General features: G+C 60.9%; 14 protein-coding genes. 3 read left to right on the forward strand and 11 right to left on the reverse strand.

Translation table 11 applies throughout. From position 1 onward, the window contains the following. Positions 1-11 precede the first annotated feature (11 nt). The 7 genes from ACFO3S_RS16720 to ACFO3S_RS16750 form a co-directional block, all read right to left on the reverse strand. Positions 12-2,633 (reverse strand): glycoside hydrolase family 38 N-terminal domain-containing protein, encoded by a 2,622-nt coding sequence (locus tag ACFO3S_RS16720; protein ID WP_378098546.1) that lies wholly within the window; start codon positions 2,631-2,633, stop codon positions 12-14. Further along, positions 2,596-3,582 (reverse strand): ROK family protein, encoded by a 987-nt coding sequence (locus ACFO3S_RS16725; RefSeq protein ID WP_378098548.1) that lies wholly within the window; start codon positions 3,580-3,582, stop codon positions 2,596-2,598. The genes ACFO3S_RS16720 and ACFO3S_RS16725 overlap by 38 nt, the downstream gene beginning before the upstream one ends. Before the next feature lie 20 nt (positions 3,583-3,602). Continuing rightward, positions 3,603-5,033 carry a DUF4185 domain-containing protein gene (locus tag ACFO3S_RS16730; protein ID WP_378098550.1) on the reverse strand — a complete coding sequence of 477 codons (1,431 nt, stop codon included), beginning with the start codon at positions 5,031-5,033 and terminating at the stop codon, positions 3,603-3,605. Positions 5,034-5,075: 42 nt separating this feature from the next. Continuing rightward, positions 5,076-7,439 carry a discoidin domain-containing protein gene (locus ACFO3S_RS16735; protein ID WP_378098552.1) on the reverse strand — a complete coding sequence of 788 codons (2,364 nt, stop codon included), beginning with the start codon at positions 7,437-7,439 and terminating at the stop codon, positions 5,076-5,078. Positions 7,440-7,487: 48 nt separating this feature from the next. Next, complete coding sequence (locus tag ACFO3S_RS16740; protein WP_378098553.1) at positions 7,488-8,396, reverse strand: carbohydrate ABC transporter permease; 909 nt, start codon at positions 8,394-8,396, stop codon at positions 7,488-7,490. Between the two features lie 60 nt (positions 8,397-8,456). Further along, positions 8,457-9,815 carry an ABC transporter substrate-binding protein gene (locus ACFO3S_RS16745; RefSeq protein ID WP_378098554.1) on the reverse strand — a complete coding sequence of 453 codons (1,359 nt, stop codon included), beginning with the start codon at positions 9,813-9,815 and terminating at the stop codon, positions 8,457-8,459. Between the two features lie 118 nt (positions 9,816-9,933). Beyond that, positions 9,934-10,770: a carbohydrate ABC transporter permease gene (locus ACFO3S_RS16750; RefSeq protein ID WP_378098556.1), complete on the reverse strand. Its 837-nt coding sequence runs from the start codon at positions 10,768-10,770 to the stop codon at positions 9,934-9,936. A 295-nt stretch (positions 10,771-11,065) separates the two neighbouring features. On the opposite strand from ACFO3S_RS16750, the gene ACFO3S_RS16755 reads away from it, so the two are divergent. From ACFO3S_RS16755 to ACFO3S_RS16765, 3 genes are read left to right on the forward strand one after another with little or no spacing between them, the layout of a single operon-like run. After that, positions 11,066-11,584 carry a MarR family transcriptional regulator gene (locus ACFO3S_RS16755; RefSeq protein ID WP_378098557.1) on the forward strand — a complete coding sequence of 173 codons (519 nt, stop codon included), beginning with the start codon at positions 11,066-11,068 and terminating at the stop codon, positions 11,582-11,584. Then, a complete protein-coding gene (locus ACFO3S_RS16760; RefSeq protein WP_378098559.1) occupies positions 11,581-12,150 on the forward strand; it encodes a nitroreductase family protein in 570 nt (189 codons plus the stop codon). Before ACFO3S_RS16755 ends, ACFO3S_RS16760 begins: the two co-directional genes overlap by 4 nt. A gap of 36 nt (positions 12,151-12,186) precedes the next feature. After that, positions 12,187-12,681, forward strand: coding sequence for a nitroreductase family protein (locus ACFO3S_RS16765; protein ID WP_378098561.1), 495 nt, complete (start codon positions 12,187-12,189; stop codon positions 12,679-12,681). A 15-nt stretch (positions 12,682-12,696) separates the two neighbouring features. Here ACFO3S_RS16765 and ACFO3S_RS16770 read toward each other — a convergent pair whose 3' ends face one another. The 4 genes from ACFO3S_RS16770 to ACFO3S_RS16785 form a co-directional block, all read right to left on the reverse strand. Then, positions 12,697-13,017, reverse strand: coding sequence for a hypothetical protein (locus ACFO3S_RS16770; RefSeq protein ID WP_378098563.1), 321 nt, complete (start codon positions 13,015-13,017; stop codon positions 12,697-12,699). Positions 13,018-13,043: 26 nt separating this feature from the next. Continuing rightward, positions 13,044-13,373, reverse strand: a complete 330-nt coding sequence (locus ACFO3S_RS16775; RefSeq protein WP_378098564.1) for a helix-turn-helix domain-containing protein — start codon at positions 13,371-13,373, stop codon at positions 13,044-13,046. Positions 13,374-13,542: 169 nt separating this feature from the next. Next, a complete protein-coding gene (locus ACFO3S_RS16780; RefSeq protein ID WP_378098566.1) occupies positions 13,543-14,100 on the reverse strand; it encodes a hypothetical protein in 558 nt (185 codons plus the stop codon). Continuing rightward, positions 14,097-14,738, reverse strand: coding sequence for an SCO family protein (locus tag ACFO3S_RS16785; RefSeq protein ID WP_378098567.1), 642 nt, complete (start codon positions 14,736-14,738; stop codon positions 14,097-14,099). Before ACFO3S_RS16785 ends, ACFO3S_RS16780 begins: the two co-directional genes overlap by 4 nt. Positions 14,739-14,742 lie beyond the last annotated feature (4 nt).

Here is a 14,742-nt window from a genome sequence, read left to right on the forward strand (position 1 = left end):
GCTCGTTGATTTCACGAGGAGGCTCCGACGATAACCCGAACGGCCGCAAGCCCTCCGGCCTCCAATAGACCGCGGATTTCTCCCCCCGTCGTATCCAGCTCCTCGACGTTCTCCTCCAGCACGTTCACGCGGAAAGCCCGCGCGATGCTCCTGCCAGGCATTCGCACAACGTAAGGAACAGCCTGCGCGCCGAGCGCGCCCCGGACATCCTGCAGCCGAACGATGATCCCGTCGCCGTCCTCCGCCGCCTTGACGTAAGTCGCAACGACGCCGTCGCCCGACGCCTCGAGCAGCGTTCCGCCCGATTCCTTCGCACAAGCGTAGGCCGGGAACTGCTGCACCGGAAGCGAAGTCTCGATCCCCTGCCGCGCCATCTCCTCCGGCCGGAACGTCCCCGCGAAAGAGAAGAGCCTGTACGTTAACGAGATCGTGCCCGGCTGACTCGCACGGAAGTTCGTGTCCCAGTAGTTGTTGAGCGGCCATGCCAGCAGAATCGGATTCGCGTCGCGAGATATCGCAGCGCTCTCCCGCCCGAAGTTGAAGCCGCCGATCTGGACGAGCGGCGCGTCCGGGCAAGCCAGGGTGACGCCGTTGCGGCCGTCGTACACCGATATGGCGCGATCCGCCGTCACCCAGTCGCGGCTGACGCCTGGCAGCTGATCGTCGTCCAGTCGAACGAGCGAACCGGCAGTGTCGAAGGCGGCTTCCCAGCCCGCCTTCAGCCGGAGCGGGAAGGCGAAGTAAATCGATTCCGGCTCCCGATCGTCCGTCTTGTCCAGCAGCGCCCGCATCTCGATACCGGGACGGTCGCGGAACAGAGTGATCCGCTGCTCCAGTCGGCGAACGCCCGGCGCCTCCCAAACCCATGTCAGCGTCACCCCGCTGTCGTGTTCCGCGGCGGAGCACGACAGCAGCCGGTCTGCACCTCTGCGGCGCGCCTTCCAGTCGTTGTTCCAGCAGCTCACGCTGTTGTTGCACTTGTCGATGTCGCGCAGGAATAGCGTCTCCCGGTGGCGGCGGTCCGCCAGCGGATCGGGCATCTCGTGCACGTACTGGAACCATGTCCATTCGCTGTCGGGATCAATCATCGACCAGCCCGCCTTCTTGTCGAACAACTCTCCGATTCGTCCGGTCTCCGGATCGTAACCGAGCCGGTAATACTGCGTCTCGATGCTTCCCGGCTCCATCTTCAACGCTGCCGGTTCCTTCGCGGCCGGGGAGAGCGCAGCGTGAGGCACCTTCTTCCAGCTGAACGGCGGAATCGTGACCCGGCCAACGGACGGAAGGCTCCAGTCCGTGTCCAGATTGTTGCGATGAACGGTGAAGCGCGAGGCCGTCAGATGACGCCCTTCGTGATACCAGTATTCCGGCAGCCGCAGATCGATGGTCTGTTCCACAGGCGACGCGTTCACGAGCAGCGTCCCTTCCGGTTTGCCGGACTGCGGCGGATTGCCGGCGAAGCGCTCCAGTTCGCGATTCAGCAGATAGCCGCTCAGGCTGTTCGCCTGATGGGCGAAGTGGGCCTTATGCCCCCAGAGCACCTTCGTGTAATCCGAATCCGGATCGGTCACCGAGATGTTCGCTCCCCAGGTGTGCTCGTCGAACAGTTGAAGCTGCTCCCAGGCCGCTTCGTACATGTCGGCCTCCGCTGCCGGCAGCGGCTCTTCGCGGAAGGCGGCCAGAAACTCCGCACTCTGCAGGGCTGCTTTGGAACGGCGGCTAAGTCGGGTCTCATCGGCCGAGCTGGCCGCTCCGAAGTTCCAATAATCGGTCCAGTCTCCCGAATACGAGGGCAGCTGCCCGCTCGGAAGCTCCTTCAGCCGCTCCAGAAGCATCTCCGGGGTCGCCATTCGGATGCGGGGACCGAGTTTCTCCGCGTTCCATCTCCGGATCATGCCGAGCAGCTCCGTATCCGGCGGCGTATTGTCGAACAGCGGAATGTTGGTCGCCGACAAGTAGACGAAATCGTACGGATAATTTTCGCTTTCCAGACGGGACAAGTAGCGGTCCAGCCCCGCCCTCATCCTGGCCGTGTCGTTCTCCCACAGCTCCCCGAACTGAGTAAACAGCGAGTAATGCTCTCCGTGGAAGGTGAGCAGCTGCTTCCGATCGGGCGCCGTCCAGCGGAATGCGCTCGGACGCTTGAACGGAATGCCGCCGAAGTGGATGTTGACCCCTGTCGTATACAGCTCGATCCCCGCATCCAGCAAAATCTGGGCGAACGTCCAAGGCTGCCCGTTGATGTCATGGTTGATCGCCGTCCGAATCGGCACGCCGAAGCGCTCGCGAAGTTTCTTGACCGGGCTCAGCGAGCGTATGATTTCCTCCGCCGAGCAGAGGGGCGTGCTGTGCATGTTAACCGCGGTGAGGCAGATCTGCCCTCTCCGGACGCAAGCGGCGAAGCGCTCGACTTGCCCCTCGTCCGCGGTCTCCAGCCAGCGGAGAACCGGCTCCGTCGCCTCGCACGTCCAATAGAAACGATCTTCCTCCGCCTGGCCCGCCGTCGACTCGCACAACTCGATGGCCTGGTCGATATAGGATTTCTGAAGCTCCCACAGCACCGGCTGAGGGTGCGTATAGCCGACGTCCAAATGGCTATGATGATATACGAGAATTTCCCGGATCCCGGCCATGATTATCCCTCTCTTTCATTTCGTTCTTCGTCTGGCGCAGCAGCAGGGAAACTCCCGCGAATGCGCTCAGCGACGTGTCTCCGGTCACTTCGAGGGAGACGTCGTATCGGCTGATGGCCTGCCTCACGCGATCCAGAAACAGCTCCTTGCTCTTGACGATCTGCCCGCCGAGAACGATCGCCTCCGGGCGGAACGCCTCCAGAAACGGCAGCAGCATCTCCCCGATCATGTCGCCGAAGCGGTGGAAGACGCCTATGGCTCTCGGATCTCCGCCTCGGGCCAGCTCGGCCACGTTCTTCACGTCCAGGCGGGCGTCGTCCAGCCCCGCCTCCCGCATGAGCCGGACGATGCCCCTCTTGGAGATGTAGTCGTCCACGATCGAATCCCGGAAGGGCTGGTTGTAGATCCAGCCGTGTTCGGGCACATCCTTCCGGTTCTTCACGAGAACGCCTCCCTCCAGAAAGGCGGAGCCTGCTCCCGTTCCGATCGTCAGGCACAGCGACCTGGCATAAGCGCCCGCCTTGCCCACGGCGTACTCGCCCAGCGCGAACAGATTCGCGTCGTTCTCGAACACGATATGAAAGTCGGGCGAGCGCTTGCCGACGAACCAGCTCTCCTGGGCCAATCTCGCGGTCAGTTCCTCCCGCAAGTTCACCCCGTAAATATTTTCAAACTTGTCTACGCCCCGAATGTAGCTGATGCCCTCCTCGTAATCGAAGGGACCCGGAAAAGCGTAGCCGATTCCGTCGATCCGGAACGTTTTGTCCATAATCCGGTTCGTCTGCTGTTTGATCAGCTCGACAAAATGCGATAGCAGTTCGTCTTTCGACTCCTTGGATTTGGCCGGGTAGATCATATAGGAATCCGGAACGAGCTTCCCGAGCGCGTTCATGACCGCAGCTTTGATGAACAAGCCGCCTATGTCGAATACGATAGTATATTTTTTCATGATCCCGCTCTCCCGTTCGTTTAGACGACCTGCCGAATCCGGAGGAATCTCGGCCGGTAGATGCTGCCGAACGCCATATGGACGTCCATGCTCGTCGTGTTTACATTGTAGCTCGCCAGCAGCTCGCCGGGGGGTGACAGATGCGGATGGGCTTTGGCATTGTAGGAATAGATGCCTCGTCCTTGCTCCGGCTCCGCACACGCGTGCAGAGGCACGTATGGCCCGAAGGGCCCGGCTGGGCCGTCCCCCACGCTTAACGCCACTCTGTTCCCGGAGACGCCCCCCTGCTGAATAACCAGGACATACTTGCCGTCCAGAGGCCCGCCGACTACGGGGGAGACGCTCAACTCGGACGAGACGCCGGACGCGATCGGAGCGCATAGCTCCTTGCGGGGCGTCCAGCCGTTCCCGTCCCAGAACGTCCACTGCTCCGTCCGCTCCAGCTCCTCCGCGAGCGCTCGGGCGACGACAAGCTTCGTATCGCCGTCGTTCTGCAGCCCGTACACGTAGACGAAGCCATCCGGTTCGCGAACGCCCGCCTCCGCCGTGCAGGGCAGGACGGCGGCCCCGAAATAGGTCGTATGGCCGGCCGCCGAGCGGAAATACAGGTCCGTATCGGCCTGCTCCTGCCGATCCAGCTCCGGGCCGTCCGCCCCCATCGGAGCCGATACCCGGACGACGCCGTGAACCTCGAACTGAAAGCCCTCCGGACCGTCCGGATTCGGCCCGATAATGAGCGGAAAGCAGTGGAACCTGCCGCCGACCGACGTTCCGTCCTGCAACCAATAATACGTGCCCTCATGAGCCAGACCTTTCGGCGTTCCCGGCACGATGGCACTGGCGGGAGCCTCCCCCTCCCGGTTCCACAGGAAGGTGATCGCCTCGGGGTCCGGACGGCCGCCGTCCAGCACGGCCAACGTATTGTTGATCATGACCGTATTCCGGCGCTCGTCCGTATGTTCGTCGATCGTGCCGATGAACGTATCCCCGAACAGAAACAGCGTCCGGGTTTCGGCCGCGCGGCCCGGCGCTTCCACGCCGTTCAACGGAATTGAATAGATGCCGTCCGAGCCGGTCCAGCCTTGTTTTCTGTGAAACAGCCGCGTCCATTCCTCGTCCGGCTCGACCGCAAAGCCCGCGCCCGCGAGGAAAGCCTCCGCCTTGCCGTCCGTGCGGACGTATCTCGCATGCGGCGTGCTCTCGGGCCGGAGCGGCTGCTCCCCCGGCTCCGGCGGAAGGACCGGCGTCCACTCTCTCCCGTCCAAGGAGTATTCGGCGCGGCGCGGCGGTCCGCCGGCGGAAGGTCCTCGGATTTCTCCCAGCGGATACGTGGCGCCGAAGTCGTATATCGTCCATCGCTCTTCCGGGCCGTCTGCCGTCTCCCAGCTTCGGCTAACCGGAATGGGATCTCCCTTGCGCCCGGGGAGGCGCTTGTCGTGTTCGTCGTTCATGGTCCCTGGCACCTCCTGATTGATGTTCCGTCCCGCTCGCTGCTATGACGGCGGGGCAAGCTCCCGTAGGCGAATCCATCGAGGGCGATAAATATCGGCATTGTTCGCGTTCGCCGCCAAGCTCGTCGAATTGACGTTGTACGTGACCAACAGTTCTCCGTCTTTGGACAGATGAGGGTGGGCCTTCGCATTATAGGTGATGATGTCCTGGCCGTCCTTCAGCTCCGACGTATAGTAGATCGGCGTCAGCGGCTCGTAAGGCCCGACCGGGGTTTCCCCGACCGAATACGCGACGAGGCCGCTGATCGAATCCTTCTCGCAGACGAGCAAATATTTTCCCTGCCATCTGCCCCAGGTCATCGGGGTCACGCTGAGCTCCGGGGAAACGCCGTCCAGCAGTTCCGCGGCGTCCTCGATGCGTTCCGACCATCCCTGTCCGTCCCAGAAACGCCACTTCCCGTCGTCTCCGACCGCATCGGGAAGCGTGCGGGCGGCGGTCAGCCGCTTGACGCCCTGCGCGTCGGTCTTATAGCCGTAAACGTAGATGTAGCCGTCCGGCTCGGGCGCGCCCGCCTCCGCCGTGTTGTCCATGATGCCTGCGCCGAACGCAATCTCCCCTCCGTCCGGCAGCTTCCGGAACAGACCGGTATCCTGCTGTGTCTGTCCCGCGTAGTCGGGGCCGCTCTGCGTCATCGGAACGGCGATGCGCGCGACGCCTCGAGTGGCGAACTGGAAGCCTGGCGGCTGCTCCGGATCCTTCGTCATCAGCAGCGGGAACAGATAGAGCCGTCCGTCGCGGACGATGCCGTCCTGCAGCCAGTACCAGCTGCCCGGCATCGTTGCCGCCAGAGGAGTGTGCGGCGAGAACAGGGACAGATCCGCCGACTTCGGCGCCCACTCGAATCGGATCGCTTCCGGATCGGGTTCGGCTCCGTTCAGCGCCGCGACGGAATTGTTGACGATCGCTCCCGATTCCCTTGCCCGCGACACGGGATTCGCTTGTCCCGCATACGTATCGCTGAACAGGAACACGGTCTGCGCGCCTTCGCCGGAGGAGCCGGGTCGCTCCGAGCCGTCGACCGGAACGGAGAAGATGCCGTCCGCCCCCGTCCAGCCTTCGTATCGGCTGAACAGTCCCGTCCATTCCGGCTCCGGCTCCGCGACTATCCCTTCTCCGCTGAAGAAGCGCAGCTCGCTAAGCCCGTACAGCGGCGCCCCATCCTCTTCGGCGCCCCAATTGCCTTCTCCCGTTCCGCCCTGCGCAACCAGCTTGACGTACCGGGCCGGCGCGTTCCCGAAGCTCACCGGTACTCCGTCGCCGTCGAGATTCGTCGCGGCGAGCCGCTCGGAGCCGTCGGCCCGGGCGAACCGGTACGGGTAGCCGCTTCCTCTAAGCTCCGTCCATGTGCTTCCGTCGATCGAATAGTAGATGGCGACGCTGCGCAGCCCGCCTGCGGAGAGGTCCTCTTCGGACTCCCCCGCGGCATTGTAATTCCACACCCACATCTCTCCTAGAGGGTAGGTTCCGCCCAGATCGACCGTAAGCGCCGGCGTCTCCCCGCCTCTTCCCGGCGCCAGCCACATCGTGCGGCCGTCGTTGCCGTGCCGGCCGTCCTTCCCATATCCGGTAACGATGCCGTACCGGTTAACGACGTTCTCCGGACGGGTCGGCTCCGCGCCGCCGAACGAATCGGCGGCGCCGGACGGGTCGATCCTCCCTCCGTACGTTACTTCAGCGGCATAGCGGTAGAAGCGGACCTCGGCCAGACCGAAGACGCTCTCTTCCCGGTCGGACCAATTGCCTTCTCCGGGCTTCGCCGCCTCCAGCCGGACATAGCGGGCCGGAGCGCCGCCGAACCGAACAGGACCGCTCCCGTCGGCCAGGTTCGTTGCGGGCAGCCGCTCGGAGCCGTCCGCCTTGGCCAGCCGGAACGGGTAGCCCGGGCCCTTCCATTCGTCCCATGTATCTCCATCCGCCGACAGGTAGAGTCTGATCTCCCTCAGCCCGCGCCCGGTCAACGGCGCGTCCGGCGAATTGTTTTCGTTGTCGTTGTAGTTCCAGACCCACATTTCCCCAAGCGGCTCCACGCGACCCAAGTCGAAGGTCAGGACGGCCGATTCCCCCGGTTCCGTCTCCGCGCACCACATCGTGCCGCTGCGGTTGCCGTGGACCTGCGATCGAGCCTCCGCTCCGGACATGCCGGACTGGTTTGCTGCGCGCCCGGCGGCGCACCCTTCCGCTTCGCCCCCCGTCGCAGAAGCGACCGGGATGAAGGCTCCCCGCTCCGCCGCCGTCTCCGCAGCCGGCTTGCCGCCCGGCGAACGCGACGCCCAGATCGCGGCGGCGGATGCCATCGCGACGACGATGGCGCATGCGGCGAGGCCGACTTTCGCTCGTCTTCTCATCGGGGCACCCCCATTTCCGTTCGATCCGATCCTTGCCGTCATCCGGCTCTACTTCGAATCGGAGCCTTCGTAATAAACCCATCTCGAGCTTGTCTTCAGAATGACCAGCGTCAGCGCCATCGCGATCAGCAGCAGAACCCAGGCCAGCGCAGACGCATAGCCCATCTGCAAATCCTTGAACGCTTTGTTGTACAGATACAGCGCGTAGAACATCGTCGAGTTGTTCGGGCCGCCGCCTGTCATGATGTAAGCTTGGATAAACACCTGAAAGCCTCCGAGCACGCCCATGATGACATTAAAGAATATCGTCGGCGTCAGCATCGGGATCGTAATGTTCCAGAATTGCCGGATGCGTCCGGCGCCGTCGACGATAGCGGCCTCGTACAGACTTCTCGGCACGCCTTGCAGTCCAGCCAGGTAGATGATCATGGTGCCGCCCACGGCCCACAGGTTCATCAAAACCATAGAAGGCTTCGACCAGAGCTCATCCGTCAGCCAGCCGGGACCGACGATGCCGAAGTTCGCCAGAAACGTATTCAACAGACCGAAGTTGCCGTCGAGAATCCACTGCCAGAGCAGCGCCACGGCGACGCCGGACACGACGCTCGGCAGAAAATAGATCGTGCGGAAGACGCGGATGCCGAACGCTTTCTGGTTCATTAAGACGGCCACCAGCACGCCCAGCACCGTATTGAGCGGCACGCTCAAGGCAACGTAGTAGAGCGTATTGACCAGACTCTTAAAGAACAGCGGGTCCTGGGTAAACATGATTTTGTAGTTCAGCAGCCCGATCCACTTCGGAGGACTGTAAATGTTGTAGGAGGTGAAGCTCAAGTACAAGGAATACACGATCGGAAAACCCATGAACACGAGAAATCCGATCAGGCCCGGCGAGAAAAACAGATAGCCGTTCAGCGCTTCCTTGGCGCTTAGTTTCATCGGGCGGCGTGCTTGCACGGAATCGTACCCCTTTCTTGGCGTTTCGCCGCCCGGGCGGACGGCGAAACCGAAGCTCGGTTATTTCGTCTTCTCGAAGTTCGCGACGGCGTTCTCTGCGTCTCTCTGGGCTCCGTCCAGAAATTCCTTGGGATCCTTGCCGGAGTTCAGCACCGCCTGTTCGACCGGGTCAAGACTGCCGTGCCAGGAAGGCATCGCCTCGATGTATTCGATAAATCTCGAATGCTCCATCTGCTCGACGATCATTTTCCAGTTCGGATCCTCCATGAACTTCGGATCGGTAGCCGCCTTCATATTGGACACGAGCGAGCCCGACGCCTCGAGAATCTGCACCTGAACCTCCGCGCTCGTCAAGTATTTCATAAGCTCCCATGCGGCAGCCGCACGCTTGTCGTCCTTGTTGTTGACGAGCTCCAGGCTGAAGCCTGCAGACCAGCTTGCCGGGTTTTTCTTGTAAGGAATCGGAGCGACGCCGAATTCCAGCTCCGGAGCGCGAGTCTGAATCTCCTGGTACAGATTGTTCACGTCGACGATCATCGCAGCCTTGCCTGCGATGAACGGGCTGAAGCCTAGCGCGCTCGCCTGGGAGTTGAATGCGGACATCGCCTTCACTCCGTACTTGTCCTGGATTTTCTTCTCCCATTGCAGGGCTTCCAGGTTTTCCGGGGTGTTGAAGGTCGGCTTGCCCTCGTCGTCCCAGAAATCGCCGCCGTTTGTCCAGGCCAGCGTCCAGAAATGCAGGTTGCCTAGCGCCGGGGAGAAGCCGATCACGTCCAGCATGTTGTTGCTGTTCCACTGGGTCAGCTTGTCGGCGTACTCTTCCAGCTCGTCCCAGTTCGCCGGCGGCTTGTTCGGATCCAGACCCGCGTCCGCAAACATCTTTTTGTTGTAGTACAGCACTCTCACGTCCGTGTCGTTCGGCATGCCGTACATTTTTCCGTCGTATTTCATCCGGTCGACGAGAATCGGGAAATAGTCGTCCAGTTGAATGCCGTCTCGAGCGATGTATTCGTCCGTGCTCAAGATTGCTCCCGTCTGGGCGCGGGTCTGAACCGTACTCGTGTCGTTAAGCGCCAGATCGGGACCGCTGCCGGCTGCCATTGCCGTGGACAGCTTCGTCCAGTAATCGAAGAAATTGACGCCGAGCTGTTCGACCGTAATATGAGGGTTCTTCGACTGGAAGTCGGCGATCAGTTGGTCCGTCAGCTCCTTCATCGGACCATCGGTATAAATATGCCAGTAAGAAATGGTAACGGGCTCCTGATTCGGCGCTTCGCTTTCCGAAGCGGACGGCGACGAGCCCGCGGACGAGCCCGGGGACGAGGGCTGAGCTTCGTTGTTGTCGTTCTTGCCGCAAGCAGCCAGCGCGGACATGGACAGAACGGCCGCAAGCATAAGGATAAAGCTCTTCTTCTTCATTGTGTCGTGACCTCCCATAGGAATGGTTCGTTCTTTGCATGATGCCAAGCCGATTAAGCCTTTCCCCTCTAAGGCGGGCATCCCCCCTCTCGCAGAGTCGTCGATCCTGGTCTCTTCTCTACCCCTTAACCCCGGTGAGCGTCACGCCTTCGATGAAATAGCGCTGGAAGGAGAAGAATAGAACGAGCGTCGGCAGCATGACAAGCAGGGACGCCGCCATCATGACGTTCCATCTCGTGCCGTACTGCTGCTGGAAGCTGCGAAGACCGAGCATCAGCGTGAACTTGTCCGGATCGTTCAGGTAAATGAGCGGCCCCTGAAAATCGTTCCAGACGAGCGTAAAGGTGAAAATACCGAGCGTGGCCAAGGCCGGCTTCGACAGCGGCATAAAGATTCTCCACCAGATATAGGCCTCGGAGCAGCCGTCGATCTTCGCCGCCTCGCTGAGCTCCTTGGGAATCGTCATGAAAAACTGCCTCATCAGGAAGATGTAAAAGGCGCTCCCGAAGAAAAACGGCACGATCAGCGGCAAATACGTGTTGACCCAGCCGAGCTCCTTAAACAGAATGAACAGCGGAATCATCGTGACTTGGGCCGGAAGCATCATCGTCGCCAGCAGAATGACGAACCAGGCGTCGCGCCCGGGCCACCGGAGCCTCGCGAAAGCATAGGCGACGAGCGAAGAGGACAGAATCGAGCCGATCATCGACATCGCGGTAATGAATACCGTATTCCACGTATAGCGAAGGAACGGGAACGATTCGACCGCCTTTCTGAAATTGCTCCAGTGAACCGGTTCGGGAATCCACTTCGGCGGAATCTCGAACAACCCCGTATCCCCTTTCAGAGACGTGGACAGCAGCCATACGAGCGGCAGGATGAAGGCGGCGCTTCCGGCCAGCAGCAGCGCGTAGACGAAGACCTTATAGAGCAGGCTTTCCGATTTCAATGTCATGTTTCCGATCTCCCATCTCAATTGAATCCGCTTACAGCATGCTTTTATTTTAAGGCTCCTTCTCCGGTTTCGTCTTTTTGAATAGACGTCTCGTTTTTATAAAATCGAGACATTGTCGGAAGCAGGCCGAAGCCATTCCCAACGATCCGGCACCCGTCAGGACAGCCTGTGAAAAGAAACGATTGACATCGATAATGATTCTCAATTATATTGTTAGCTAGTAAACAATATAATGAGCGAACCGTCTTCGATTCCGTGAAGCTCATCGACCGTTTGTCCGGAAAGGGGAACGAAAATGACCGACAAACCGACGCCGCAGCAGCATCTCCATCACCATTTCCTGCAGCTGGTTCACTTGCTGGAGCGGCTGTCCGAAACAGAAGGCGTTCTGTTCCTGCGCGAAGCGCAGAATGAAGCGCTGGAGGAGTTCCTCCCCCTCCATATGTCCACCGTCCACGTCATCGACTGCATCGGCCGGCACCAACCGATCAACAGCACCTCGATCGCCGAGCGGATGGGGCTGTCCAAAGCCGGGATTACGAAAATCGGCAAAAAACTCCTTCAAAAAGGACTAGTGAGGCGAACGCGCATGAACGAGAACAAAAAGGAAAGCTACTTCCTGCTTACGGAGAAGGGGCGCATGGTTTTCGAACTGCATGCCCGGATTCACCGGGAGGAGGAGGAGCGGTTTTATCGCTTTCTCGAAGGATACGATTCGGACGAACTGCTGGTCATCGGGCGATTCCTGAAGGAGCTGAGCGGCACCCTGTCGGAACGAATCGCAAATGCGGAGAACGAGGAGGAACGGGGATGAGCGTGGCGGCGATTGTGAAAGGCCGGAGAAGCATTCGGAAGTTCGAAGAGCGCGACGTGCCGGATTCGCTGATCTACGGACTGCTGGAGCAGGCGGCAAATCTGTGCGACAGGAACGCTCTGCAGGCGACTCGCGTCGTCGTGGCCAACCGGAAGGAATCCCGAGACCGCTTGTCGCGCGCTCTGACGGAAGCACTCGCCGCAACCCGGATGGGGAAGCTGATGCCCGGCCAGCTGCTGGATACGATGTCCAGGCGGTTCGCCGAGCTGCCGGGACACCTGATCGTCGCCGTGAAGGACGACGGGTCCGCGAGAACGAAAGATTGGCAGTACGCTCACGCGTGCTTCTTCATGCAGACGCTGCAGCTGCTGGCGTGGGAGCAGGGGCTCGGCATGTTCTGGAGATCGGAAGAGGTGATGTATTCGTCGGCCGCCTTCGAGCTGCTCGGCATAGGCAGCGGCGAGCGCCTGGTCGGCCTGATGCACTTCGGCTTCATCGCCAAGACGCCGCGCCCCCGCAACCGCACGCCTGCGGCCAGAAGATGGGCCCAGTGGCCGAACATTTAAAACCGCCGAAGAGGCAAACGAGAGGAGTCGAACGTCATGTCGGTCATTGCCCGTCTGGAGAAGATCTGCCGCGCGCCCCGCTTGCAACCGGCCGCCGTCGAAGCGGCCGCCGTGCTCGAGCTGCTGGAGACGGCCGTATGGGCGCCGAACGACGGCTTAAGAGAGCCCTGGCGCTTTCTGTTCGTGGACGGAGAACGGCGCAAGAGCGCGCTTCCCCGGCATCGGGAAGGCCCTGCGCACCTGGTCGTCATCGCCAAAGCCGCAGGCGATCCTCATAAGCAGGAAGAGGATTTGGCCGCAGTCTACTGCTTGGTGCAGAACCTGAAGCTGCTTGCCGGGGAGCAGGGATTGGCCGTTCATGTCCATATCGAGGATTGGATGTACGACCCCGGCCTCTGTCAGAGCCTGGGGATCCGGGCCAACGAGCGAATCGCCGCCGTGCTGGATATCGGCTACGCGGATGTCCAGGGAGAAGCCGCGAAGACGGAGGAGGAGCCTCCGTATCCTCGGCTTCGCGTCGGCGAGTTCTAAGGGGAACGGCGAGGGTTATCGGACGTCTCGATGAGGCCCGTTGTCGGGCCAGTAGGCCAGCGCGAAAGCCAATTCGCCGGTCAGCATGTCCATCATCTCCCGAAGCGGGCCGACGACCGACACCAACTGCCACTTGCCGCGATGGTTGGCGATGCTGAGCGCGTAATCCGGGCGGCCCTCCAGCCGGGTCAACACGGCTCGGATCGCCTCTTCGCCGCGTTCCCGGGAATAGATGACCAGGCTGCGGCCTTGGGCGCGAACGCTCAGATGCGCCCTTCCTCTCTCTTGCAGCTTGCTCCGGACATACCCGAGCGACACTTGCAAATCCAGATCCAAGGCTGGCGCCTCCCTACGCGATGACGTTATCCCTCGTAATCGACGATCGGCTTGATGATCTGCGCGATCAGTTTGATTTTCTCGGGCGAACATCCCTCCAGCATAGCCATGATCTCGTTGCGCATATAATCTTCCCCGGAAGTATTCGCCCCCCGCAGGATGTAGTCTGCGGAAGTCTCCAGAACCGCACATATTTTATCCAGGTTGTTCAGATTGATCGGGGTCCGGCCTCTCTCAATCTTGCTGATGTAAGCGTTGGATACGTCCAGAGCCTCCGCCAGCGTCTCCTGTGTAATTCCTTTCTCTTCTCTGGCCTTCCTGATCCGATGGCCGATTACCGAGTAATCAAAGCTCAATGTCATCACCCAATCCGACTATAACAATCCCCCTCGACCGATTACATATCTATAAACTCAAATTCAACCTCTAGGTTCACCTAAAAGGATAATTTTGTATAAAAACCCGACAAAAATACCGCGGCCGTCGGCGGTCGCGGTATTCCGGCAATTGTATTCAAGCGGGTCGTCATTCGTACCCCGAACGACGAGCAAAAGCGCGATAGATCAAGAAAACGGCCATGCAGATCGCCGTCGTCAGAAACCCCCAGCCGAGCGCGATCTGTTCGAGCAGCAAGTAATTGTTGCAGAGCTGCACCGGCGCCATGACGTACAGCAGCCCCATTCCGGCAAACAGCAGCGCAAACCCGATCATGACCGCGCATTTGGCCGCACGGCCGATTTTGGGCCAGCTGTCCCGCAGCGGCACGCCGCACAGAAGCGGCAGGCTGGCGAACTTGAACGCCTCCATTCCCGGCGAGGCCAACGCTTCGTCCATCGCCCGAGGCAGCATCCAGTACGCCGCGATGATTGCGAACAGCAGGATGCCGGGAACGCCGCTGGCGTTCCATCGCTCCCAAAACCGGGGAAAACGGAGCTGCCCCTCCTTCGCCATCAGGAAGCCGGACGCGACCAATAAAGGCATCTGCATGTGCATATGCGCGATCATAAGCGATTCCATCAAGCCGGCCACCGGGGGAAGGGCCAGCAGGACGAACAGCGCAAGCCCGTATATCGACTGCTTCATCGGCCGTTCCCCCTTCTTTCCTCGGCAAGAATCCGGGCGACCTTATCCGCCGCTTCCTCCGGCCGGGTATAATCCATCACGTCGATCAGCCTTCCTTCCGGATCGACGAGATAGAAAGCGGAATTATGGGCGAAGCCTCCGCTCTCGTCCGGGATAACGATGACGCCGAACTCGTCCAGCAGCCTGTCTAGCTCGGCCCGATCGGGGATCCTGGCCATCCGCCACGTCTCTCCGTCGCTGCCGAAGAACGTTCGGTACTCTTCCAATCTGGCCGGATCGTCTCTGGCCGGGTCGAAGCTGACGCTCAGGAAGGCGATCCGGCGGCCGAGCTGTCCGGCCGGTATCGACTCGTACACCTGCCCCATGTTTCCCTCAAGCCGGACGCATACTGTAGAGCACGTCGAATAGAAAAACGTCAGAAACACGTACTTGCCTTCGAACTCGGAGATGGAGTAGCTGCGTCCCTTGCTGTCTTCGAGCGTCGCGGCCGGAAACGCCGGACGAGCGCCGATCAGCCGGTTCACTCTGGCCGACTCCGCGGTATAGGCGGTAAATCCGTCGGTCCCCCAATAAAACAGCGCAACTCCGAACAGAATGACGGCGAGCGTCGCGAGGAAATTCGAACGGCGGCTGCTCATGCCG

The sequence above is a fragment of the Cohnella hongkongensis genome (assembly GCF_042654645.1).
GTDB classification, from domain to species: Bacteria; Bacillota; Bacilli; order Paenibacillales; family Paenibacillaceae; genus Cohnella; species Cohnella hongkongensis.

Bases quoted from the DNA above. Each gene is read 5' to 3' on its own strand.
- ACFO3S_RS16720 (WP_378098546.1), bottom strand. From the start codon at position 2,633: ATGGCCGGGATCCGGGAAATTCTCGTATATCATCATAGCCATTTGGAC.
- ACFO3S_RS16735 (WP_378098552.1), bottom strand. From the start codon at position 7,439: ATGAGAAGACGAGCGAAAGTCGGCCTCGCCGCATGCGCCATCGTCGTC.
- ACFO3S_RS16760 (WP_378098559.1), top strand. From the start codon at position 11,581: ATGAGCGTGGCGGCGATTGTGAAAGGCCGGAGAAGCATTCGGAAGTTC.
- ACFO3S_RS16730 (WP_378098550.1), bottom strand. From the start codon at position 5,033: ATGAACGACGAACACGACAAGCGCCTCCCCGGGCGCAAGGGAGATCCC.
- ACFO3S_RS16785 (WP_378098567.1), bottom strand. From the start codon at position 14,738: ATGAGCAGCCGCCGTTCGAATTTCCTCGCGACGCTCGCCGTCATTCTG.
- ACFO3S_RS16750 (WP_378098556.1), bottom strand. From the start codon at position 10,770: ATGACATTGAAATCGGAAAGCCTGCTCTATAAGGTCTTCGTCTACGCG.
- ACFO3S_RS16765 (WP_378098561.1), top strand. From the start codon at position 12,187: ATGTCGGTCATTGCCCGTCTGGAGAAGATCTGCCGCGCGCCCCGCTTG.
- ACFO3S_RS16755 (WP_378098557.1), top strand. From the start codon at position 11,066: ATGACCGACAAACCGACGCCGCAGCAGCATCTCCATCACCATTTCCTG.
- ACFO3S_RS16780 (WP_378098566.1), bottom strand. From the start codon at position 14,100: ATGAAGCAGTCGATATACGGGCTTGCGCTGTTCGTCCTGCTGGCCCTT.
- ACFO3S_RS16745 (WP_378098554.1), bottom strand. From the start codon at position 9,815: ATGAAGAAGAAGAGCTTTATCCTTATGCTTGCGGCCGTTCTGTCCATG.
- ACFO3S_RS16725 (WP_378098548.1), bottom strand. From the start codon at position 3,582: ATGAAAAAATATACTATCGTATTCGACATAGGCGGCTTGTTCATCAAA.